Annotated in this window: 21 protein-coding genes; 4 read left to right on the forward strand and 17 right to left on the reverse strand. The window is 58.5% G+C overall.

All coding sequences use genetic code 11. The features are described 5' to 3' along the window. Position 1: 1 nt before the first annotated feature. Entirely contained in the window at positions 2–415 is a 414-nt protein-coding gene (locus tag PHAMO_RS06490) for a NifB/NifX family molybdenum-iron cluster-binding protein (RefSeq protein ID WP_002727601.1), read from the reverse strand. Between the two features lie 215 nt (positions 416–630). Here PHAMO_RS06490 and PHAMO_RS06495 point away from each other — a divergent pair, with 215 nt between their 5' ends. Next, positions 631–1260: a response regulator gene (locus PHAMO_RS06495; protein ID WP_002727603.1), complete on the forward strand. Its 630-nt coding sequence runs from the start codon at positions 631–633 to the stop codon at positions 1258–1260. Between the two features lie 12 nt (positions 1261–1272). Here PHAMO_RS06495 and PHAMO_RS06500 read toward each other — a convergent pair whose 3' ends face one another. The 10 genes from PHAMO_RS06500 to PHAMO_RS18390 all read right to left on the reverse strand — a co-directional run bounded on the left by PHAMO_RS06500 (position 1273) and on the right by PHAMO_RS18390 (position 11342). Next, positions 1273–1785, reverse strand: coding sequence for a hypothetical protein (locus tag PHAMO_RS06500; protein WP_002727605.1), 513 nt, complete (start codon positions 1783–1785; stop codon positions 1273–1275). Positions 1786–1957: 172 nt separating this feature from the next. Beyond that, complete coding sequence (locus PHAMO_RS06505; RefSeq protein WP_002727611.1) at positions 1958–2806, reverse strand: hypothetical protein; 849 nt, start codon at positions 2804–2806, stop codon at positions 1958–1960. Between the two features lie 71 nt (positions 2807–2877). Next, positions 2878–3537 carry an SMC-Scp complex subunit ScpB gene (gene scpB, locus PHAMO_RS06510; RefSeq protein WP_002727612.1) on the reverse strand — a complete coding sequence of 220 codons (660 nt, stop codon included), beginning with the start codon at positions 3535–3537 and terminating at the stop codon, positions 2878–2880. Next, positions 3530–4354 (reverse strand): segregation and condensation protein A, encoded by an 825-nt coding sequence (locus tag PHAMO_RS06515; RefSeq protein WP_002727613.1) that lies wholly within the window; start codon positions 4352–4354, stop codon positions 3530–3532. The genes scpB and PHAMO_RS06515 overlap by 8 nt, the downstream gene beginning before the upstream one ends. A 6-nt stretch (positions 4355–4360) precedes the next feature. Beyond that, entirely contained in the window at positions 4361–5041 is a 681-nt protein-coding gene (locus PHAMO_RS06520) for a site-2 protease family protein (RefSeq protein ID WP_002727614.1), read from the reverse strand. Further along, positions 5038–6072: a beta-N-acetylhexosaminidase gene (gene nagZ / locus PHAMO_RS06525; RefSeq protein ID WP_002727615.1), complete on the reverse strand. Its 1035-nt coding sequence runs from the start codon at positions 6070–6072 to the stop codon at positions 5038–5040. The genes PHAMO_RS06520 and nagZ overlap by 4 nt, the downstream gene beginning before the upstream one ends. Beyond that, complete coding sequence (locus tag PHAMO_RS06530; RefSeq protein ID WP_002727616.1) at positions 6059–7066, reverse strand: SPOR domain-containing protein; 1008 nt, start codon at positions 7064–7066, stop codon at positions 6059–6061. The genes nagZ and PHAMO_RS06530 overlap by 14 nt, the downstream gene beginning before the upstream one ends. A 1-nt stretch (position 7067) precedes the next feature. After that, on the reverse strand, positions 7068–8822 hold the full coding sequence (gene argS, locus PHAMO_RS06535; protein ID WP_040566334.1) for an arginine--tRNA ligase: 1755 nt from the start codon (positions 8820–8822) through the stop codon (positions 7068–7070). A 121-nt stretch (positions 8823–8943) separates the two neighbouring features. Continuing rightward, positions 8944–10161, reverse strand: coding sequence for a deoxyguanosinetriphosphate triphosphohydrolase (locus tag PHAMO_RS06540; protein ID WP_002727621.1), 1218 nt, complete (start codon positions 10159–10161; stop codon positions 8944–8946). Continuing rightward, positions 10158–11342 (reverse strand): GGDEF domain-containing protein, encoded by a 1185-nt coding sequence (locus PHAMO_RS18390; RefSeq protein ID WP_002727623.1) that lies wholly within the window; start codon positions 11340–11342, stop codon positions 10158–10160. Before PHAMO_RS18390 ends, PHAMO_RS06540 begins: the two co-directional genes overlap by 4 nt. Before the next feature lie 212 nt (positions 11343–11554). Here PHAMO_RS18390 and argC point away from each other — a divergent pair, with 212 nt between their 5' ends. The 3 genes from argC to PHAMO_RS06560 are packed head-to-tail and all read left to right on the forward strand — an operon-like array spanning position 11555 to position 14827. Next, positions 11555–12595, forward strand: a complete 1041-nt coding sequence (gene argC / locus PHAMO_RS06550; RefSeq protein ID WP_002727625.1) for an N-acetyl-gamma-glutamyl-phosphate reductase — start codon at positions 11555–11557, stop codon at positions 12593–12595. 8 nt (positions 12596–12603) lie between these two features. After that, positions 12604–13128: a gamma carbonic anhydrase family protein gene (locus PHAMO_RS06555; protein WP_002727628.1), complete on the forward strand. Its 525-nt coding sequence runs from the start codon at positions 12604–12606 to the stop codon at positions 13126–13128. Between the two features lie 25 nt (positions 13129–13153). Further along, entirely contained in the window at positions 13154–14827 is a 1674-nt protein-coding gene (locus PHAMO_RS06560) for a hypothetical protein (protein WP_002727629.1), read from the forward strand. Here PHAMO_RS06560 and modC read toward each other — a convergent pair whose 3' ends face one another. From modC to PHAMO_RS06590, 6 genes are all read right to left on the reverse strand, one after another. Further along, positions 14828–15946, reverse strand: coding sequence for a molybdenum ABC transporter ATP-binding protein (gene modC, locus PHAMO_RS06565; protein ID WP_040566336.1), 1119 nt, complete (start codon positions 15944–15946; stop codon positions 14828–14830). Between the two features lie 5 nt (positions 15947–15951). Continuing rightward, positions 15952–16647, reverse strand: a complete 696-nt coding sequence (gene modB, locus PHAMO_RS06570; RefSeq protein WP_002727632.1) for a molybdate ABC transporter permease subunit — start codon at positions 16645–16647, stop codon at positions 15952–15954. A gap of 21 nt (positions 16648–16668) precedes the next feature. Next, complete coding sequence (gene modA, locus PHAMO_RS06575; RefSeq protein ID WP_002727635.1) at positions 16669–17436, reverse strand: molybdate ABC transporter substrate-binding protein; 768 nt, start codon at positions 17434–17436, stop codon at positions 16669–16671. A gap of 109 nt (positions 17437–17545) precedes the next feature. After that, the gene (locus tag PHAMO_RS06580) at positions 17546–19153 is read right to left on the reverse strand and encodes a hybrid sensor histidine kinase/response regulator (protein ID WP_040566338.1); all 1608 of its coding nucleotides are present in this window, start codon (positions 19151–19153) and stop codon (positions 17546–17548) included. Next, positions 19150–19986 carry a CheR family methyltransferase gene (locus PHAMO_RS06585; RefSeq protein ID WP_002727643.1) on the reverse strand — a complete coding sequence of 279 codons (837 nt, stop codon included), beginning with the start codon at positions 19984–19986 and terminating at the stop codon, positions 19150–19152. Before PHAMO_RS06585 ends, PHAMO_RS06580 begins: the two co-directional genes overlap by 4 nt. After that, positions 19983–23501: a response regulator gene (locus PHAMO_RS06590; protein WP_002727644.1), complete on the reverse strand. Its 3519-nt coding sequence runs from the start codon at positions 23499–23501 to the stop codon at positions 19983–19985. Before PHAMO_RS06590 ends, PHAMO_RS06585 begins: the two co-directional genes overlap by 4 nt. Between the last annotated feature and the right edge of the window lie 224 nt (positions 23502–23725).

The raw sequence follows: 23725 nt of genomic DNA on the forward strand, positions 1-23725 counted from the left end.
ATCAGCTTTTCGAGGAACCACCGCCATGGTGGGGGGGAGAAAAGAGATCGAGAGCCTTGCACAACAACTCGCCAATCGGACGAGGGCGCGGCGGCGATAATCTGTCGGCTAGATAATCTGCCACCGCCTTAACCGGATCTGTCTCTGCGGTCAGCCGGACGTCAACGCCACGACGAACCATCTTAGTGACGAATCCTTCACCCGACGAATTGGCGATCAAAACATCGATACCGTCAAGCGGATGCGGACGCCCATCCTCGTGATGATGGAACACCATCGTGCTCTCAAGAACAATTCGCTGCGGCAGAGCGGAAACAGCGCCCCCCGCGCACTCCCAGACCAGCCAGAAGCGCGCCCGTCCGGCATGGCCAGAAATCCGGGAAAAACGGGAATCGACGGCGACTGCGATCTTCATTGTGTTACCTTACGGGATTGCCAAGCCAGTGTGAAGCTCGTCATAGACGGCAGGATTGCTTTCCGGGAAAACGGCCAACGAACAAACAATTTTCACCAAATGCGCTATACTTTTAGCTTCAAGCTTCGACTCTCATAAGCGTCTCAAGACGCGCCACTTATGGGGGTGGAGCTCATGCGGTTAACAATCTTGAACCCGAACTGAGGAGTTTGTCCGTGACAGTTCGCATTGTCATCGCCGAGGATCAGCAACTGGTTCGTCAGGGTCTGGTCGCGTTGCTTGCCTCCGATGACGTCGCCATTATCGGTGAGGCGCAGAACGGTAGGATCGCCATTGAGATGGCGCGAAGCTTGGCTCCCGACGTCATGCTGATGGATCTTTCCATGCCTGAAATGGATGGAGTTGAGGCAACACGACAAATCAAGCGGTTTGCCCCTCGGGTCAAGATTTTGGTTCTCAGCGCCGCCAATTGTGAGAAGAGAGTGGCCGAGGCGTTAGCGGCCGGAGCCGACGGATACGCCCTAAAAAAAATGAGCCACGGCGAATTGATCGAAGCGATCGGTGCCGTCTCAACTGGCCGCCCCTATCTTGGCCCCGGTCTTTCGGAAGAGTTAGTCCGTGAGCATCTGGCTGGAACCGAACAGGGTGGGGTCAACCTGACGGGACGCGAACGCGAAGTGCTGCGCCTGATCGCGCTGGGACTAAAAAACCGCGAGATCGCAAACGATCTCGGTATTGCGGTCAAAACGGTCGAAACGCACCGCACTAAGATCATGCAGAAGCTTGATCTGCACAATTCTGCGGAGCTGGCCGCTTACGCCCTCCGACGTGGGATGATCGAGTAAAAAAACCGTTCTCTATGCCTGCTCGTCGCGACGGGGAAACCACCGGGCGCGAAGTGTGGCGATAAAGGCCCGCGCCTGACGCCACGCTGCCCAGGATTCTAGGCGGGCATGCGCCCAATTTTTGGCACGGATCACTGTGTCATGAACCCAGACAAACCAACCGAAGCTCATCAGGGCCGGACGGCACAGGGTGTAAAGCCGGGCGAACAACGCCGTCGCCACCAGCTTGGCCGAGATCAAAACCACGAGACCGGACAAAAAATGACCGGTAGCTATGGCCCAGACCGCCACCAGTTTGACCGGAAGAATCAGCAAAAACGGTAGCAGAAAGACGAAGGCTGCGGCTTTCGCTGGCAGAGCGACGATCATCGCCTCGATCCGGGCAATCGAGGCCAAACGCCCCAGACGAGCCATCAGGCTTCTCAACCACCCCCACAGATATTCCTCGAACAACATCAACAGCACCGCCAGCGGCACTGTCAGCAGGGAGGACAAGGAGCGGGAACGGGAAGGCGTTGTGGTCATGGCTCGTACCGGAAATAAGAGGGAACGGTATTCGGAGCAGAGTCTTGCGTCGTCGCCTTGGAAAAAGATTGCTGCGCGACGCAATCAACACATTGTTGCATCTTGGCACGGCGGCACCGATCCCGCACGGGGCAATCTTGCGGTGGTGTGGCCCGAATCAGACGGCGTGCGATCAATTATGCCCTCCCCCCTCGGCCTTTTTCTCCTTCTTTTCCTTCGCTGCCTTAGGGGATTTCCCTCCCTTCTCCAGCGCTGGATCGCGCACCTGTTCCGGCTTCAGAAACATAGGCAATGGCTTCAGCCATTCCGATGCATCACTGGCACGCTCCGCGACGGCAAGACGGCCATCGGACGACGAAATCATTGCCGCTGACACCGAAGCCAGAACACGGCGACGGTCCTCGTCACTACCGCCTTCGGCGCGGACAGCGAAAGCGGCACGAATAGGCAGAGCGGCATCGGGGCCATTGGGACGCAGCTTTACCATCCACTCCGCCTTGCGCGTGGTCTCGTCTAGCACGCCCTCATGCACCATCACCTCCTGATCGGCGGCGAATATCCCAACGGCGTAACGAAGCAGAACGCCCGGCGGAGCGGAAAGGCGCAGCCCCAGCGGCACCAGAGTTTCGCCATGGACCACCAACTCACCTTCGATAGCATAAGCCAAACCGTCCGCTCCGGGAAAGCGGGCGATTTCGTCACCAAAGTTTAAACTGGCTTGGTTCGAATGAGACCACCCCCGCGCAATTTCTTTGCGCTGGAGAAACCGCTCGACCGTGCGACGCAGCGGATGGAAGAGTTCGTCATCGGTGGGGGTAAAAGAGTCCCGTTTACGCGGGGCTGGCAGCAAGGCAATTGCCTCGATGCTGAAGGGCGCAAAACCATCGCGAACTGGGGCATGATCGACCATAACAAACGAATCGACGTGAACGGGAACGATGGGAGCATCCGCGGCAAGGATCGGAAAACAGGTGGCGAACAGGCTCACACTGGCCAGAATCGCCATTTTAACAACGTTCATGCCGCAGCCTCTCTTCACCAAACAAAGCCGTCATATTGGACGCACGCGTAAGGATTCAACTGCGGACAGAATCATGGCTGATCGTTGGGATCAAGTGCGCTTTCGTACACCTCCACCCCGTCGTCGCTCTCGTCATTAATTTCGGGCAGAGTGTCGATCAATGCCCCGCCACCAAAAGCCCGATTACCATAAGCTCCGGCTGTAGCGTTGGGATCGAGGAGACCGGCCGCCTCAAGATCCTTGATCCCCGGCAAATCGGAAATCGTTTCCAGGCCAAAATGGTCGAGAAACGTATCGGTAGTTCCCCAGGTCAGCGGCCGCCCCGGTGTTGCCCGCCGCCCTCGCGGCCGGATCCATCCGGCAGAGAACAGGATGTCCAGCGTCCCCTTCGACAGCGTAACACCCCGCACTTCCTCGATTTCTGCGCGGGTCACCGGCTGGTGATAAGCGATGATCGCCAAGGTCTCGACTGTGGCGCGCGACAGCTTACGCTCTTGCGACCGCTCGATCTGCAAGCGCCCGGCCAGATCAGCGGCAGTACGAAACGCCCACCCCTGCCCGCGCCGTACCAGTGAGATACCGCGCCCAGCATACAGCCCTTCCAACTCGTTAAGAAGAAGGAGGAGATTGGCTCCGTCAGGAAGATAGGCGGCAAGTGTGCGTTCGCTGACCGGTTCTCCCGACGCAAAAATTACCGCTTCGACGAGCCGCAAAAGATCCGGATCAGTCATAATTTTCTTCGGTCTCGTCGCTGTCCTGGCGTTGCCCGGCGCGGACATAGATCGGCGAATAGGCAGGGCCATCCTGACGGAGGCACAACCGCCCCTGCCGGGCCAGTTCGAGCGCAGCGACGAAAGTCGAGGCCATCGCCGATTTCATCTTCAGCGCATCCCCCTCAAGCGGTGGCAGATAGGCCATCAGAACCGACCAGTCGGGCAAAGCCCCGATCCCCAGCATCGCTTCGAGCCGAGCCAGCGCATGTTCGACCGACCACAGATCGGCCGCTTCAACCGTCAGCACCGTCACCGAACGCCGGGTAAGATAGTCGGCATACACTTTAAGAAAATCGTAAAAACCGAGGTCGAAAACCGGGCGGTCAACCACCACGATTCCTTCGGCCGCACCGGGACCGAAAACATCACGCCCTAACCGTGGACCGGCGAACAAAAGCTCCCCTGCATCCTGCATCGCTTTAAGACGACGCAGGCGAAAAGACAGTGCCTCGGCCTGTTCTTCAGGACTTGATTCATCGCCGGGATCGGGGTCAGGCTCGGGAAGCAGAAGCCGCGATTTCAGATAGGCCAGCCAAGCCGCCATAACCAGATATTCCGCAGCCAGATCAAGCTGGTTTTTACGGATATTATGAATGAAATCAAGGTACTGATCAGCAAGCTTTAGAATCGACATCCGGCTGATATCGACTTTTTGCTCGCGCGCCAACTGAAGAAGAAGATCAAGCGGGCCTTCCCAGCCATCGATATCGAGTAGCAAGCGCTCTGCCACGGGGCGCTCTGCATCGACCTCCTCTTCGACGGCGAATGACTCCATCCGACGTCACCCCTCCGGCCCCAGAACCCCCAGCAATCCCTTGGCAATCGCCCGAACCGGGCCGTCAACCAGCCACCCGAGTAGATCGAGATCAATCCCCACAGCATTACCCAGCATCGGCAACAGGAACAGAAAGCCAAGCACCAGGAGGATACCAAACCGCTCCAATCGCGCCAATTGCACCGCAAGCGGCCATGGGAGCAATCCGGTCAGCACCCGCCCACCATCAAGCGGCGGGATCGGAAGCATATTGAAGACGGCCAGCAAGAGATTGATATAAATTGCATTTTTAAGATTTTCAAACAGCCAGACCTGGGCTGGATCTGGCACGAACGGGATCATCCAAAATCCGACCACCGCCAGGGCCGCCAACAGAATATTGGCAGCAGGACCAGCGGCGGCGACAACGATCATTCCCAGCCGCAATGGCCGCAACCGGGAAAAATCGATTGGCACCGGCTTGGCCCAGCCGAACATGATTCCTCCGACGATCACAAGAAACGCGGGAAGGATCACCGTTCCAAAAGGATCAACGTGGCGCAACGGGTTGAGCGAAATCCGCCCCATACGTTCGGCGGTGTCGTCGCCCATAGCCCGAGCGGCGTAGCCGTGCGCAGCCTCGTGCAATGTTACCGCCAGGATCACCGGCAAAGCCCAGACGGCGATCCCCGACAGAACATCGTTCATTGGGCGGCTCGTGCCAGAAGAGCTTCAATCCGATGTGCGGCAAGGGCTGTGTCGAACGGCTTCGGTGTCCGCCGACGGGCCTCTGCCCGCGCCAGTCGCTCCAACGCCCGGTCAGTCAGCGGTCGGGCCACGCTGGCCACCGCCTGCATCTCGCTCATCACGCCATTACAGTGAAGAACAATGTCACACCCCGCATCGAGACTGTCGTCGGAGCGATCCTCGAACCGCCCACCTAACGCCTTCATCGACAGATCGTCCGATAAGAGGACACCATCAAAGCCCAGACGGCGACGAATGACTTCGCCGATCACGATAGGCGAGGTCGTCGCCGGGCGATCGCGATCGAATGCGGTATAAACAACATGAGCCGTCATCCCCCAAGGCGCATCGGATAAAGCGCGGAATGGGATGAAATCGTTAGCTTCCAAACTCTCGGCCGACTCATCAACGACCGGCAGATCGACATGGCTATCGACGGTGGCCCGACCATGACCGGGAATGTGCTTGACGACTGGCAGCACTCCCTCGTCCAGCAATCCGTCCGCCACCTCGCGGGCCAGATCGGCCACCATCGCCGGATCGGTGCCATAAGCACGATCGCCGATCACATCATGAGCCCCCAGAACGGGCACATCGAGCACCGGGGCGCAATCGACATCAATGCCGAGATCGGCCAATTCGCGGCCGATCAGACGGAAATTGAGTCGCAACGCTTCTTTCGCTGCAACGATGTCGCTTTCCGCCAGCGCGGCAAACGGCGCGCCCGGTGGCGCCTTGCGCCAATGGGGGGGCTTTAGCCGTTGCACCCGCCCCCCTTCCTGATCGATCAGGACCGGTGCGTCGGCACGACCGACCGAATCGCGCAACGACTCGACCAGCGCACGAACCTGATCCGGCGTGTCAATATTGCGACCAAACAGGATAAATCCCAACGGATTGGTCGCGGCGAAGAGGCGGCGTTCAGCCTCGGTGATCGCCAGTCCGGCACAACCGAGAATCAAGGAAGCCGGGGGCTGTCTATTTTCGGGCAACGATACACCCCTGGTTACGACGGGTAAGGTCTGCACATATCTGGCGGGCGGATTGTTCGTCGAGACCACCAGCTCGGATGCGCCAATACACGCCCTTGCCTTCCAGTTCAACACGAACGATGTCCGACTTCAGCCCCCCAAGAAGATCGGCATAGGTTTTTTGAATGCGCGCCCATTCCTTATCGGCAAGATCGGCAGCGCGAACAGCCCCCAGCTGGACGACGAAATCTCCCCCGCCAGTACGACGGACAGGGGCGGGAGCCGGAACGACATTGGCAACCTGTGCCGGAGTAATGACCTGAGGCTTCGAGGCAGGCACGGGCGGCGGTGCCTTGGCGACAGGCGCGGGGGCAGCGGCAACAGGTGCGGCAGGAACGGCCGGAGCGGCGCGGGTCTGAACCGGCTGATAAGACGAGGCTGGCGGCGGCGGGGCCAGTGCCGAGGTCGCAGGAAGCGGCGATGTCGGTGCTGGTGCTATTGCCACGGGAGCCGCTGCTGGAGCAACAGCCTGAACCGGAGGAGCTACCGAAGGAATTGCCTGAGCAATGGGTTGAGAATTAGCGACTGGAGCCTGCGGCAAGGTCAGAGTTTCAGTTGGAACTGCCGAAGGACGAGGGGGCGCCTTGGGGCTTTCGGGCGGCGGTAACAGCCGCTCGACCCGTCCATCGGTTTCCGAACCAGATTCCATCCGCTCGTAGACCAGCTTGTCCTGGTTGGGAACCTGCATTCCACCACGATCGTCAGGACGCATTTTGAACGGACGGTCTTCGGCCTTGATTACCGGAACGCCGTCCCCCGCTCCCTTGCGCCCACCGATAAAGTGCAGCCCGACCGCGACGATCGCACCAACCGCCACCACAGCCGCCACAATCGTGACGATCCCGCGCAGGCGATGACCTGCGCGGGCTTCGTGAGAATCGGCATCGGCGTCGTAACGTTCCGGGATGATGTCCAGAATGTCGCGATCGTAATCGTCGCTGGGACGCAAGACCATGTCAGCGCATTTCCTCCATGGGCTCAACACCGATGATGCCGAGACCCGAGGCAATCACCAGAGTCACCGCCCGCAACAATCCAAGCCGGGCCACGGAAAGCTCGCGGTCGGCCTCAATCAGGAAGCGCAACCGGGAATCATCCTTGCCCTTATTCCACAGACCGTGGAACGCGGCGGCAAGATCGTAAAGGTAGAACGCGATCCTATGCGGCTCGTGCGCTTCGGCGGCGCTTTCCACCACGCGGGGCCATCCCGCAAGCAGCCTGATCAAAGCAAGCTCGGCCGGGTCGGTCAAGCGCCGCAAAACACCGGGTTCCGGAACCAGCGTAAGCGGATCAATCTCGGGCCACATCTCGGAAGCATGGCGCATCACCGAGTAACAGCGGGCGTGAGCGTACTGAACATAGAACACCGGGTTATCGCGGCTTTGTTCCAGCACCTTATCGAGATCGAAATCGAGATGAGCGTCGTTCTTGCGAGTCAGCATGATGAAGCGAACAACGTCGCGCCCCACAGCATCGACCAAATCACGCAGTGTGACGAAGGTCCCTGCCCGCTTGCTCATCTTATAGGGCTCGCCGCCCTTGAGGAGATTGACCATCTGGCACAACTTGACGTCCAGAGCGCCATGACCGCCGGTCATCGCCGCAACAGCCGCCTGCATCCGCTTGACGTAGCCGCCGTGGTCGGCTCCCCAGACGTCGATCATGACGTTGAAGCCACGACGGTATTTGTCGAGGTGATAAGCGATGTCAGACGCAAAATAGGTCCAGGACCCGTCAGACTTCTTCAGCGGACGGTCAACATCATCGCCGAATTGAGTGGCACGGAACAGAGTCTGAGGACGGGGCTCCCAATCGTCGGGCAATTTACCCTTCGGCGGCTCAAGCACGCCTTCGTAGATCAGTTCCTTTCCGGTCAGGAACTGTTCAGCCGCCGTAACCTTGCCCGCATCAACCAGACCGCGTTCCGAGATGAAAACGTCGTGACGGACACCCAGAGCAGCCAAATCGCTCTTGATCATTCCCATCATTGCATTGACGGCAAAATCGCGGAACAGCGGAAGCCACTCCGACTCGGGCGCGGTCTGGAAACGAGGGCCATACAGCCGGGCCAATTCCTCGCCCGAGGCCTTCAAATACTCGCCAGGATACAGACCTTCTGGGATTGCGCCGATATCCTCGCCCAGTGCCTCGCGGTAACGCAGGTGAACCGAACGCGCTAGCACATCGACCTGCGACCCGGCATCGTTAATATAATATTCGCGGGCAACGTCGTGACCGGCCTTGCTTAACAGCGAAGCCAGAGCATCACCGACCACAGCGCCACGGGCATGGCCAACATGCATCGGGCCGGTCGGATTGGCCGAAACATATTCGACATTGACGCGGAGCGAATGGCCGATGTCGGATTCGCCGTAGCCGATTCCCTCGCGCAGAACGTCACCCAGCCGCTCGGCCCAGAAATCGTCGGACAGACGCAGATTGATGAAACCGGGACCGGCGATCTCGGCCGCCATCACTGCCGGATGGACGCGCAGTTCGGCGGCCAGCTTCTCAGCCAGATCTCGCGGCTTAACCCCAGCGGGCTTGGCCAGAACCATCGCCGCATTGGTGGCAACATCGCCATGCGACGTCTCGCGCGGCGGCTCGGCCGTGACGCGGCTGGTATCGAGGCCGGACGGCAACGCGCCGGCAGCGGTCAAACGGTCGAGAGCAGCAACGATTTCGTCGTGAAAGTACCGGAACAGATTCATGGTGTCGATTTCGCTGGGAAAGGTTGGGGGCCAGGATCGTGCCACCACCGCCCGGTCCTGTCCATCCCCGTCACTTCGCGAGGGGGATGAAGAAGCGTTCAGGGCCTGATATGGCGCTCTTTTAAGGCTTTTCCTGGAGGTCGAACATCCGCCGATGCTCATCGAGAGCGAAAAGGTCGGTCATTCCGGCGATATAATCGCCTACAACGCGTGCGGTCCGGGGGGTTCCCTCGCCATCGGTCAGGCGATGCCATTCCGGGGGCAGGCATTCCGGCTCGGCCCACATCAGGCGGAACAGTTCCTTGACTACCCGCCGCCCTTTGCTGGTCATCCGGTTGACACTGAAATGCCGATACATATGGGTGAACAGAAAGCCGCGTAGGGCGGCATCGTTAGCGCGCATCTCTTCCGAAAATGCCACCAGCGGACGCCCAAGATGGCGAACGTCGTCGGCGCAAGCAGGCCGAAACTCGGCAATGCGGCGGCGTGTCTCCTCGGTCAGATCGAGAATCATAATTCCAATCATCCGCCGCACCACCTCGTGGATGTACAGCGACGGTTCGGCGTCGGGGAAATCGGCGCGAACCTGATGGAACAGCGGACCAACCAGAGGCAGGTCATCCAGATCGCGGATCGAGAACAAACCGGCTCGCAATCCATCGTCAAGATCATGGTTATTGTAGGCGATATCGTCGGCCAGCGACGCAACCTGAGCTTCGGCACTGGCATAGCTGTCGAGACCGAGATCGTGCAGTTCGGCGTATTCGGCAATGGCGCGTGGTAGCGGCCGCTCCTTGCCTTGGGCTAGGGGGCCGGTCAGTGGGCCATTATGTTTGACCAACCCCTCCAGCGTCTCCCAGGTCAGGTTCAGCCCATCGAAAGAGATGTAGCGGCGCTCCAGTCGCGTGACGATCCGCAGCGATTGGGCATTGTGGTCAAAACCACCGAATTCATGAAGAACCTCTTCCAGGGCATCCTCGCCGGCATGGCCGAACGGGGTGTGACCGAGATCGTGCGCCAGGGCCAGCGCCTCGGCCAGATCTTCGTTCAGCCCCAGCATCCGGCTGACAGACCGGGCAATCTGCGACACTTCAAGAGAGTGGGTCAGCCGGGTACGGTAGTTTTCGCCCTCATGATAGACGAAAACCTGGGTCTTGTATTGCAGGCGGCGGAAGGCGGCAGAATGGATGATTCGGTCGCGGTCGCGTTGGAATGGCGAGCGGGTTGGGCTGTCCGCCTCATCATAGAGCCGCCCGCGCGTCTGCTCGGGACGGCACGCGAAGGGCGCGGGCAAACCGACGCCATAGGGGATCGAGCGTGGATCGGTTGTAGAACTCATGCTGGAGACACTACCTCCCGTGCGGGAACAAAGGCAATCCCCGCATCGTTCGGGGCCAGGATACAGCAATCGCGTCCAGCCGCCTTCGCTTGATAGAGAGCAGAATCGGCCCGCCGCATTAACGAATCCAGAGAATCGCCTTTGATAAAAGAGGCAATTCCAATACTAACCGTCCCGTTCACACAACGCGCGGATTCGTCCTGTGCATAGGTACGACGTAACCGGTCGGCCACAACCACAGCCTCTTTGGCATCTGTATTGGGCAGCAGGGCAACAAATTCCTCGCCACCAAAGCGGCAAAAGCTGTCCTCGGTCCGCAGCGATGACTGAGCCAAGGCGGCAAAGCGGCACAGCAATTCGTCGCCGAAGGCGTGTCCACGCGTGTCATTGGCCCGCTTGAAATGATCGAGGTCGAACAGCAGCACAGTGAGAGGCTCGTTTGAGCGTTCTGCATGGGCAAGGGATTTACATGCGGCCAGACCGAAAGACCGCCGATTCAAAGCCCCTGTCAGCGGATCGGCGCTGGCCTGCCGTTTCAGGTCGGCATTGAGCCATTCCGAGATCAGAATCAACTGGGCAAAGGTGTTAATCAGAATATGGATAAATCCGAACAAATGAACGCCGACAATAAATGTAGCTCCCGAGAAGAAATCTGTAATGGTTTCCCCTGAAGACACATAAAAACGTATCGCATAGAAAAAAGAAAGGCTAAGATTTACCATACCACATATTCGACGAACAAGAATGGGCGACGGGCCTGGACGCAACAGAAACCAAGCTGAAATCGCAGAAAAAATAGACGATATCGCCGACATTATCATTACGCGCGCTGAAATTGATGGGTCAATATAAACGAAATAGGATAGAGCAACAGCAACAATAACAGTCAATACAAGACCTGGGCGCAAACTGCTCGGTCTTCCCACGAATTGCTGGAACCCGGTGAGCAGAAACACCAGCGCCAACACGATCAAAGAGTTGGAAGCGACGACGCCCAGGAAATCCGGCAAGACTTCACGCGCGGCAGAAAAAAACATCCCGACCGCACCGATTGCGTTGCCGATCGCCCAGCGGGCAACGCCCGGAACGGGCAGGTTCTGCCTGTTCACCAGACAGAGTGCTCCAGCGGAGAAAATCGCGGTAAGGACAAGAGGCACAAGCAGGGTGCGGACATCTAGCATTGTAAGATCCGGCGGGACACGGCACGTTAATTCTGCCACGGCCTAAGAACAACCGCCTAAGGCATTTACGCCAACAGAGGATGTGCTCCCCTAAGGCTGCCCCCGGCAAGCAGCCCCATATGGGCGGGTTGTCGGCTGTGACAGCGGCTGGTATCGTCCAGGCCGGTTCGTACCGAATAGCCGAACCGGACGTTATATGATTGGGGAACGAGATGGACGAAATCAAGACGGCGATCCTGGGAGCCAGCGGCTATACCGGTGCCGAATTGTTGCGCTTTTTGGCCGGACACCCCGCCTTTCGCGTTACAGCGTTGACAGCTGATCGCAAAGCCGGTCAGGCGATGGCGCACGTCTTCCCGCATTTTGCCGCCCTGACCCTCCCCGATCTGGTATCGATCGATCAGGTTGACTTCTCGGGGATCGACGCAGTGTTCTGCTGCTTGCCTCACGGCACTACCCAGGACGTGATCTCCACCCTGCCCGCTTCGGTCAAGGTCTGCGATCTGTCGGCCGATTTCCGGCTGCGTGACGTCGAGACCTATGCACGCTGGTACGGTCATCCGCATCAAGCGCCAGAGCTTCAGAAAACCGCAGTTTATGGTCTGACTGAGCTGGCTCGCCCGGAAATCCGCAAGGCTCGGCTGGTCGCCAATCCCGGATGCTATCCGACCTCGGCGCAATTGCCGCTGATTCCGCTGTTGCGGGCCGGGTTGATCAAGGCCGACGACATTATCATCGACGCAATGTCTGGCGTGTCGGGAGCAGGCCGCGCCGCCAAGGAAGCTAATCTTTATACTGAGGTCGCCGAGGGTATCCACCCCTATGGCATCGCAGGCCACCGCCACGCCCCCGAGATCGAACAGGGCTTGTCCGATGCCGCTGGACGGACGGTCGATGTCAGCTTCACCCCGCACCTGATGCCGATGAACCGGGGGATGCTATCGACGATCCATGTCCGCCCCGCTGCTGGCGTCGATGCCGCAGCGCTGCGCTCAGCTCTGTCCGAGATTTATCGGGACGAACCGTTCGTGCGGGTGCTGCCCGATGGAGGAGTGCCGGCCACCCGCAATGTGCGCGGTTCGAATCTGTGTCTGATCGGAGTATTTGCCGACCGCGTTCCCGGCCGTGCAATCCTTGTCTCGGCAATCGACAATCTGGTCAAGGGAGCATCCGGTCAAGCTCTCCAAAACATGAACCTGATGTTCGGACTGCCCGAGACCATGGGTCTTGATCTGCAACCCCTGTTCCCCTGAGGCGAAACATGAGCGGTTTGATCCTTCCCTGGCAGGGCAGATTGCCCGAGATCGACGCAACCGCGTTTATCGCACCCAACGCCACAGTAATAGGCGATGTGACGATTGGAGCCGAATCAAGCATCTGGTTCGGCTGCATCCTGCGCGGCGACGTCAATGAAATCCGCATTGGGGCGCGGACCAACATTCAAGACGGTACCGTGATTCACGTCACCCGCCGGACTTTCGGCACCAATATCGGCTCTGACATCACGATCGGCCATGCAGCAGTGCTTCATGGTTGTACTCTGGAAGATTGCTGCTTCATCGGGATGGGGGCGGTCTTGCTCGACGGCGTGGTCGTGGAACGTGAGGCGATGATTGCTGCGGGTGCAGTAGTAACACCGGGCAAGCGGATCAGGACAGGTGAGTTATGGGGCGGCAATCCGGCCCGCCTGCTGCGTCCATTGACCGAGCAGGATCGGGCTCATTTCCCGATCTCGGCAGCCAATTACACCGAACTTAGCCGACATTACCGTGACAATCTCGGTTGAGTAGCCCTACGAACGCAACGCCAAGATGAACGCGAAACAAACTGCCAAAGGACTGCTGAACCGATTGACGCGGCCTCTGGCCGCGATTGGCCGCCGTCTGACCACCCGTGAGGAGAACGAAGCGGAGCAGACAGCCACGTCTGCCGAACCGTTCGACGACCGTCTGGTCGAAGACACCTTCTCACTGACTCTCGAAGAAATGCTGACCGAGGATGCTGGGCGCTTCCAGGTAAAGCTCCAGATTATCTCCCTGGTCCAGTTTCGAGAGGCGGTCGGTGATAAATGGGCACGGCTTTCGGAAAAAGTGATGCTGATCGCCGAAGGTGTAATCGCCCAACATCTTGGTGCCGGCAATGTCAGCGGCCGCCAGGGCCAGGATTTCTTCGTCCTGCTCTTTCGTACCGTGCCTCATGCCGAGGGACGACGACGCTCGATCCTGATTGCCCAGGAATTGGGAACCCGGTTGCTCGGTAACCAGTTCATTGCCGGAGATCAACCGCTGGCTCTTGCCGCTGAACTTGATCTGGCCGACGCGATTGGCCCCGATGGACGATTGAACCCGTCAGCTCTCGCCAGTGCGATCGACGCAACGCGAGCCGAGATTGCCCATGAGACCGCGAAAGAAGGCACTCGACGTGAACCGAATCTGGTAACCGACCTCAATGGCGGAATCAGACGCTCGCTCATGCCTGGCCAGTCGGGCGATAATGGCGAGGCGGTGGATCGGACGGCCGAAACAGCATGGGCGGGCCACACCGAGTATCGCGATGGCGAACCGGTCGATCCGCGCTGGAAAGCGATGCGAACAGCGGCTCCGCGACCCCAGACTGAACCCGAGTGGAAACCGCTGGAGACAGAGAAGAAACGCACCAAGACCGAGCCGGACTGGAAGCCACTGGAGACCGCCCGGAGACTCCCAGAAGGCCACCCGGATTCAGCTCCACCGATGCCTGCCGATGCCGTCTTGACGCTAACTTGGCGGCCGACCTGGATGGGTTCAACCGAAACCCTGGGTGCCTACCAGGCACGAATCAGCCGCGTCGATCAGCCGGGGCAGACGCCTCGCGACGGCAGCCGTGCTTATCCATCGGAGGGGGGCGATACCGCACTGGCTCTTGACCGCACCATCATTACCAATGCCGTGCGGGAATTGTGCGCGGCCGACACCCCGATACCACGCGCCGCATTGATCCTGCCGCTACATTGGGCTTCGGTCAGCTCTGCGCGCCGACTATCGTTGTTGGCCCCGCTTGCCGACTTGATTGAAGGTCAGCGCGGCGGTCGAATTATCTTCGAGTTGTTCGGCATGCCCGACGATCTTGCCACCCGAGATCTGAACGACACGATTCAAGCTCTGCGTCCGCTCTGCCGCGAAGTGATGATCCGGGTTTCTATCGACCAGCCCCGTGCCGCCCGCGCCGCGGATTGCCACGCCAGCGCTATTGGCGTCGATCTCGACGAGTTGTTCGTCACTGGCCAAGCCGACGACGACACCCTCCTCGACGCCCTGGCAGGACTGCATCAAAAGGCCGATGCGGCGGGACTCGGGGTTTATGCCTGGGGACTCCGCCGCCGTGCCCTTGTCACCGGAACCGTAATGGGAGGCTACAGCCTTATCAACGGTCCAGGTCTGATGAAAGATCTTTCCCGCCCCGCCCGCGCCCTACCTGCCCCACGCAGCCGATTCGCAAAAGCGTAATCATCCGGGCAGCGTGTCCACCAGACCGAACGGACGGTCGGCAACGTCGCCACGAGCAATAGTGAGTGACTTAATCAGAGCGGTTACCGACATACCCGGCCGGAGCGAAAGTTCAGACTGAGCCTCGGCGGTAATCCGTGACCACAGGGCACAACCGCCACAATCAAGGATGACGTCAACCAGATAAAAGTCGAGCGGCGTCACCGAACGAACGACGGCCGATAATTGATTGCGGACACTGAGACCGACAGGTGGTGCCAGCGCAATAGCGACATCTTGGGCATGGATACGAACGCGCACCAGAGTTCCAGACGGCGAAGCGATCTGGCTAACCTTCAATTCACCACCGGGAAAAGCCAGGGTACTGATGCCAAACGCCGATTCTTCGCCGGTCAGAGTAGCGGCAATGACAGATCCGGCCTCACCATGGCCGGTTAGGGCCGCATAATTGGGCGAGGAAAGTAAATCCTCGACAGAACCGATTGCGGCCAATCGCCCCGCATCGATCAGAGCCAGAGTATCGGCCAGCCGCAGAACCTCTTCCATCGAGTGACTGACATAGACGATTGGAATATCGAACTGGCGCGATAGTCCCGCGATGAAGGGGAGCAACTCGTTCTTGCGCCCGCCGTCAAGCGAGGCCAGAGGTTCGTCCATCAGCAGGATGCGGGGAGAGGCCAACAGCGCGCGGCCGATCGCGACGCGCTGCTTCTCGCCGCCAGACAGTCCGGTCGGGCGGCGATCGAGCAAGGGGCCAATCCCCAGTACAGACACGACATGATCGACGGAAATCCTGCGCTCCGCAGGCGGCAATCGCTTCATCCCGAAGCACAGATTATCGTGCACTGAAAGATGCGGAAACAGCCGGTGTTCCTGAAAGACGTAGCCCAGGCGGCGGGATTCGGGCGGCAGGTTCACACCACGGCCACTATCGAACAGCACCTTGCCATCAACTGCGATCCGCCCCCGGTCGGGCTGTGACAATCCAGCGACCATATTGATCAGAGAGGTTTTGCCTGAACCGGACTGGCCGAACAGAGCGGTAACCCCAGACCCGGCGGTAAACGCAATCTCCAGGGTAAAGTCTCCCTGGCGACGGGTAACGTCAATCTCCAGCATCGCGCTCACCCTTCCATCCTGACCCGCATTCGATGGGCGAGGATTTCCGAAGCCAGCAATGCGGCAAAAGCCACGACGACCGAGATGATACACAACCGAAGCGCCGGCTCGTCGCTCCCCGGCACCTGAGTCAGAGCGTATAGAGCAATCGGAAGCGTCCGGGTTTCGCCAGGAATGTTCGAAACAAAGGTGATAGTAGCGCCAAATTCGGACAGCGAGCGGGCGAAGGCTAAAATCACTCCAGCCAGCACACCAGGCATCGCCAGCGGCATGGTGACGGAAAAGAAGGTTCGAATCGGACCACAGCCCAGTGTCCTGGCTGCCTGCTCCAATCCGCGATCAACACCTTCGAGCGCCAGCCGGATTGCCCGAACCATCAGGGGAAACGCTACCACCGCCGATGCGATCGCAGCCCCCTTCCAGGTAAAGGCCAGCGTTATCCCGAACCAGTCGTACAGCCACGCCCCCACGACACCCTTGCGCCCTAGCAGAACCAACAGGGCATAGCCGACAACCACCGGCGGCAAGACCAGGGGCAAATGTATCAGCCCATCGAACAGCGACTTGCCGGGAAAATCGCGCCGAGCCAGAACCCAGGCGGAGAAGATGCCGAACGGCAGAGACCCCACCACTGCCCAGCCGGAAACCAGCAGAGACAGCGACAGGGCCTCGCGCTCAAGCGGGGTCAGAGTAAACCACATCGTGCCGACCCCTGCCCTGGGCTAGTTGACCTTAAAGCCGTAGCGGGTGAACACCCCCTTTGCCTCAGGACTACGAACGAAGTCGAGGAAAGACCGCGCCGCCGCAGAATCCTTACCCGCGACCAGAGCGAAAGGATAGACGATCGGGTCGTGCATGCTTTCTGGGAACACACCAACGACTTTGACCTTCGCGCTGACTGCGGCGTCAGTGGCATAGACCACGCCCAGAGGGACCTCCCCACGTTCGACCAGAGACAGGGCGGCGCGAACGCTGTCGGCACCGGCAACCTTGGGAGCAACGGCGGCCCACTGCCCGGCCCGCTCCATCGCCTGTTTGAAATAGAGTCCAACCGGAACTGAATCCGGGTTCCCCGTCGCAATCCGCCCTTCACCGGCCAGAGCGGCGATATTGGTTTTCGCGGTCAAATCAATCTTATCCTGGGCCGAATTAGCCGGGGCGATCAGAACCAGCAGATTGCCGAGAAGATTGAAGCGGGTTTCCGGATCGACCAGTTTGTGTTCGACCATGTAGTTCATCCACTTCAGGTCGGCGGAAACGAAAACATCGGCCGGAGCGCCCTGCTCGATCTGGCGGGCCAATGCCGAAGACGCGGCATAGGACGCCACCATCTTGTCACCGGTTCGAGCGGTATAAAGCTCACCGATATCATTCAAGGCATTGGTCAGCGAGGCAGCGGCGAACACCCGCACCTCGGCAGCCATCGCCGAAGCGGAGAAAAAGGTGAAAACAAGGCCGAACAGTGCGGCGATCAGACGAGTCCTGGGCATGCCGAACAACTCCGTTCACGGTCTGCGATCATCTTTATATAGTCTATGACTATAACGATGTCTCGCGTTTTCCCACCCCGACCGGGTAGGGTCCGACCTGAAGGGAGAGTTATGTATATTCCGCCCAAGCGGTTGGAAACGCTATCGTAACGGTAGTTCCCTTTCCCACGACGCTTTCGATTCTCATCCACCCTCTGTGTAAATCGACCAGAGAACGTACAACCGCCAAACCAAGTCCTCCGCCTTTGCTGGGACGCGCCTGGCTTGAATCAGCTTGCTCGAATGGACGCATGAGGCGGGGAACATCCGTCGCATCAATCCCAATACCGGTATCGCTAACCCGGATCACCGTCATCGGACCATCGGCGTCCACCTCCACGGTGACCACGCCTCCAGCCGGCGTAAATTTAACTGCATTCGACAAAAGGTTGATAAGGCTTTGCCGCACCGCACGCTTGTCGGCGAATAGAGCGGGTGGAGCCCGTTCCGTCTTAATGCCTATCCGGATTCCAACAGTTTCCGCATCGGCCTGAAGCAGACGCGCGCACTCGTGAACTAACGGAGCGACGGCGAACAGACCGGGATGCAACACCCACTTGCCCGCTTCGATCTTCGACAAATCAAGTAGATCGTTGACCAGTTCGAGCAAATGTTGCCCGCTATCATGAATGCTGGCAGCATATTCGCGATGACGGGAGACAAATCCGTTTGTTTCACCTTCAATCATCAGCAATTCTGAAAACCCCAGGATTGCGTTAAGTGGCGTGCGAAATTCATGACTGACATTGGCGAGAAAGTGAGATTTAGCACGGTTAGCTTCTTCGGCGACGAGGCGGCTTTCCATCAATTCGCGCTCGGCTTTCTTCCGCTCGGTAATGTCGGAGAAGATCCCGACATATTTGTCGATCGCGCCCCCCTCACCACGAATCAACACGATCGACAGCCAGACCGGATAGACCTCCCCATTCTTACGCCGGTTCCACAGCTCTCCCTGCCATTTTCCATCCTTTTCTAATTCAATCCACATCGCAGTATAAAATTCGCGATTCTGGCGGCCGGACCCCATTACTCGCGGGTTGCGTCCCTCGATCTCTGCCGAAGAAAAACCAGTGATCAGACAAAAAGCGGGGTTAACCGCGATCACCCGCGACAGAGAATCGCACACCATGATGGCTTCGGCGGATGAATCGAAAATGGTTCCGGCAAGGCGGACGTTATCGGCTTCGCTGCGACGGCGGGCATCGACTTCAAGACTTAGGCTCCGGTTGGCCTCGGTCAGTAGGCCTAGCAACCGCTTCGATTCGGCATGAGAGCGATGTAGCTCGATAAACACCCTTACCTTCGACAGCAACACCATTTCGTCGATTGGTTTCTCGATGTAATCGACCGCGCCGACACCGTAGCCTCGGCGGCGATGCACGTCGTCACGGTAGACGGCAGTCAGGAAGATAATTGGAATATCGCAGGTTTGCTCCTCGCCCCGCATCAGTTCGGCGACTTCATAACCGTCGATTTCAGGCATCTGCACATCAAGTAACACCAGAGCGAAATCGTGATTCAGGCAGAGTTTCAGAGCCTCGTTACCCGAACTTGCCGTCATCACTTCGACATCGACTTTCATAAGCAGATTTCTCAGCGCAGCCAAATTGCTAGGCTGATCGTCGACGATCAGCAACTTGGATCGTGGCAAGACGAGATCGCTTTCAGACGAAATCATTGGTGCGCCTCCGCTTTCCTGAAGATGCGGCACCTCTCGTTCACCGTCCGAAAGCGGGCCGTGGATTCGGAGGATTCCAGGGTTTCCCGTGTTCCCAGGCACAGGAACCCCCCACGGATCAGGGCATCGGAGAACAGCGACAGAACCTGTTGCTGTAAAACGCGGTCGAAATAGATCAGGACGTTGCGGCAGACCACCATGTGGACCTCGCAGAACACGCCATCGGCGACTAAATTATGGTGAGCGAAGACGATTTTCGAACGCAATTCATCATTGAATTTGGCATAGCCATAGGCAAAGTGAAGATGATCTTCCAAAGCTCCAGTTCCACCGGCCGCGCGATACCCGACGGAGCAGGCCGACAACACCGTTTTAGCGGAATAGATCCCCTCCTCGGCTCTGGCCAGGGCGCCGTCGTTGATATCGGTGGCGAAGATCTGAGTTTTTGGCAGCAACCCTTCTTCCTTCAGCAGGATCGCCAAGGAATAGGCTTCCTCGCCAGTAGCGCATCCGGCCTGCCAGATCGAAATACGCGGATAGCTCTCCAGAACCGGCAGGACCGTGCGGCGGAGCGCCAGGAAAACCTCGGGATCACGAAACATTGAGGTCACCGGCACTGACAGGCTGGTCAAAATTTGCGGCAGAAAGTCATTGTCATGCAGCAGACGAGGAATCAACTCGGACAGAGAGGAATGGCCCAACGAACTTGCAAAGGCCAATAACCGCCGTCGCATTGACGGTCGGGCGTAATGGCGGAAATCATATCCGTGGCGTTGTTGCAACGCCTCAAGGAATAGGCCGATTTCTATATCCTGCACCTCTTCCGGGGTCATGTGCCCTCATCCTCGCGCGGACGTAACCAATGACGGATCAGTTCGAGAAGCCGGTCGATGTCGATCGGTTTTGGCACATGATCGTTGGCTCCCGCCGCAAGACACCGTTCACGATCACCCGGCATCGCCTTGGCCGTCAGCGCCAGGATCGGTAAACCAGCCCGACCCGGCCGACGGCGGATCTCGGCGATGGCGGTATAGCCATCCATTCCCGGCATCATGATGTCCATCAACACCATATCCAGATCGGGATGGAGATCGACATGAGCCACGGCCTTGATCCCGTCCTCGGCGACCAGCACAGATAACCCACGATTGCGCAAGGTCTTGGACAGTGCGAAGGCATTGCGCATATCGTCGTCAACCAACAGGATTTTACGTCCAGCCAGATCCTCTTCGCGTCGTGGGGGCTGCTCTATTGGCGGCACGGCACGAACGCTGTGCAGGAACAGGGTAACTTCATCAAGCAGCCGTTCGGGCGAACGGGCGCTCTTGATGACGATGCTGTCGGTATAGTCGCGCAGCCGCAGCGTCTCGTCATAGCTCAGATCCTTAGCGGAATGGATTACGACCGGAGGCAGCCGCAGGCCATCAGCGCGGGCGCGGTCAAGAAGATCGAACCCGCTGATATCGGGCAAAATCAAATCGAGGACTAAGCAATCGAATTGCTCGGTACGAAGCAGGTCCAGCGCGGCCGCCCCCGTCGAGGCTTCCCGGATTTCGACGGTGCCATCCTGGACCAGACTCGCGGTGGCCCCACTGGAGACGGAATCATCATCAACGATCAATACCCGCCGCTTCGCTTCAGCGGGGAGGTGGCTCAAACGGTCGAACACCTCATTTAGCCGATCACGGTCAACCGGTTTGGTCAGGAAACCGGCAGCCCCCATCCGCAGGCCGCGCACGTGATCGTTGTTCGCGGAGATGAAATGAACAGGAATCGCTCGGGTGAGCGAATCGTGCTTCAACGCCGTCATCACCGACCACCCATCCAGACCGGGCAAGCCAATATCAAGAAGGATTCCGGTCGGAAGCAACCGTCGGGCCAAGCCAAGACCTTCGATCCCATCGCCGGAACGAACGCATTTGAACCCACGGCTACGGGCCAGATCGCACAGGACGAGCGAAACAGAATCGTCATCCTCAATGACGAGAATCACCTGATCTCCTGCCTCCAGCGCATCACGATCGTCGGGAATGGCGGGAGGAGTCAGGGGGTCTTCTGTCGCAACGATTGACGGCGATGCTGCCTTTGGCATCGCTATCAGCGGCATATTGAGGGTAAAGGTGCTGCCCTGCCCTTCGACACTTTCAACGTGAATGGTTGCCCCGATCAATTCAGCCAGACGTCGGCAGATGCTAAGGCCTAGACCAGTCCCTCCATACTGACGGCTGGTCGTGCCATCGGCCTGTTCGAATGCATGGAAGATATCCTCCAGTTTGTCGGCGGGCACCCCGATTCCGGTGTCGGACACCTCAATTGCAATCCGATCATTGCTATCATTACGATCATCCAACTCAGGAGCCAGTCGGTGCAGACGTACACAGACCCCACCCTGATGGGTGAACTTGATCGCATTACTTACTAGATTTGTGATGATTTGTTCAATTTTGCCTCCATCGGCATAAAACGAATCCGGTAAATCCGGATCAATTTCGACCGTCAGCCCCAGCCCCTTTTCATCGACCATCGAGGCAAAGCAACGGCGAATGGCTGAGGCAATCTCAACGGGATGAACCTCGTCCTCGCACACATCCATCTTGCCCGCCTCAACCTTCGACAAATCGAGAATGTCGTTAATCAAATCGAGCAAATGGCTTCCACTCTCATGGATGATCCGGGCGGATTCGATCTGATCGCTGCTGAGATTGCCTTTCTCGTTGTCAGCCAGCCCCCGCGAAAGGATCAGCAGACTATTGAGGGGGGTGCGCAATTCATGTGACATGTTGGCGAGAAATTCAGACTTGTACCGGCTGGCTTCGCCCAGTTCTCCGGCCCGATGTTCGGATTCCCGTCGAGCAACCTCCAGCGCCCGCCCCTTCTCGATCAGTGCCTCGTTGGCCGCCTGCAATTCCGTCTCTGAACTGCGCAAGGTCTCGGCCTGATTAATCAAATGATCAGACTTTATCTTCAGCTCTTCATTGATAGAAGCAAGCTCCTCGCTTTGAATCTGCAATTCTTCCTGCGAGGCGCGCAACTCTTCTGCCTGCTGACGAGTCTCCTCCAACAATTCCTTGGTAGAGATATTACGCTCTAGAACTTCGAGGGTCAGAGCGGCAACCGGAACGACCGCATCGATCAACGATTGCTCTGCTGCCGTGAACGGTGAAAAGGAAGCGATTTCGATCACCGCAAACACCTCGCCCCGAGCAAAGACCGGCACAAGCTGAATCGTCCGCGGCTTGGCCCCGCCCAATCCCGAAGCGATATGGCAATAATCCTCGGGGATGTCAGTCAATATGATCGACATACGTTGCCGGGCGCACTGACCAACCAACCCCTCGCCCTGGCGGATTGTGGCAAATGAAGCGGCTTTTTCTCCAATTCCATAGCCGCCAAGAGGTAAGAAGCGGCCGCCTTCTTCCTGTCGGACATGAAACAAACCGGCTCCCCCGCCGACCAGTGGCACCAGGACACGAATCAGAGATTCCGCAAAGTCCCTGGGGGTTTCCGCCCGCTGCATTACGGCGGTCAACTCTGCCAACCGACTCTTGACCCAGCTTTGGGCACTCAAACGCTGTAACGATTCTTTGAAGCCACTGACTGCGACCGCCATGGCCCGCACTTCGCTGGCTCCGATTGTGTTGGGAATCGGCGTGTCGAGTTTACCATCGGCGAGATTAAGCATCGCGTGGCGAAGCGAATCGAGCGGACGAACAATCCCGCGAGTAATCAGTACTGACAGCACCGCCCCCAGCAGAACCAGAATAGCCAGCAAAACGGTTAGATGGATGATGACATCGCCTCTCTCGCGGCGAGACTGAGCTTCGAACGCGCGCGCACGGTTGAGCGCAAAATAGATAACGACGTCGATCTCTCGTTCGACGGATTGGGCATATTCACGGCCAGGACCGTTCAGGCTGTTTTCTATCTGGTCTAATTTTCGCGCACGCGACAGATCCAGGATCAGGTCGCGATACCCCCGCCACTCCGCCAACGCGCGCTCGATCCGAACCACGTCGGCGGGTGGACCGAGATAACGCTCGCGGATCAGGCTCACTCGGCGGAAGATATCGGCGTCCAGGCCCGCAATTTTACGAACAGTTTCTTCTTGCTGCTCAGGACGAGTGTTATAGATCAGATCCGCAAGAGATCGCTCAATCCTTGCAAATGCGATCCTGGCTTGCAGCGCTTCGGTGCTGACGATGAATGGATGGTCGTATAGCTGCTCTGTAAGCTTAGATAATTGATTGATGCGCAGGATGGCGAATGCCCCGATCGCCACGGTCATAAGCAGAACCAGGACGAAACCGATAACCAGACGGGCGTTGATCGAGGCGTCGCGCATCGGCATGGACGGTCTCCAGCAACCTGCGGATCAGAGCGGTACGACAGGGCACACTCAAAAGCCCACCCATACATCCTATCGTCATTAGCACTTTAGTAAAAGACAATCGCCAAGCACCCTCACCGACTTGGCCGGACCGAGAGAGATGACCCTATTTCCGGCATGGAGAAGCGGAAAACCCCTGCTAAAGTGGCTTTTCGATGACGGCCAGATAGACAGGAGCATAACTA

This window comes from Magnetospirillum molischianum DSM 120 (assembly GCF_000294655.1).
Taxonomy (GTDB): Bacteria; Pseudomonadota; Alphaproteobacteria; order Rhodospirillales; family Magnetospirillaceae; genus Phaeospirillum; species Phaeospirillum molischianum.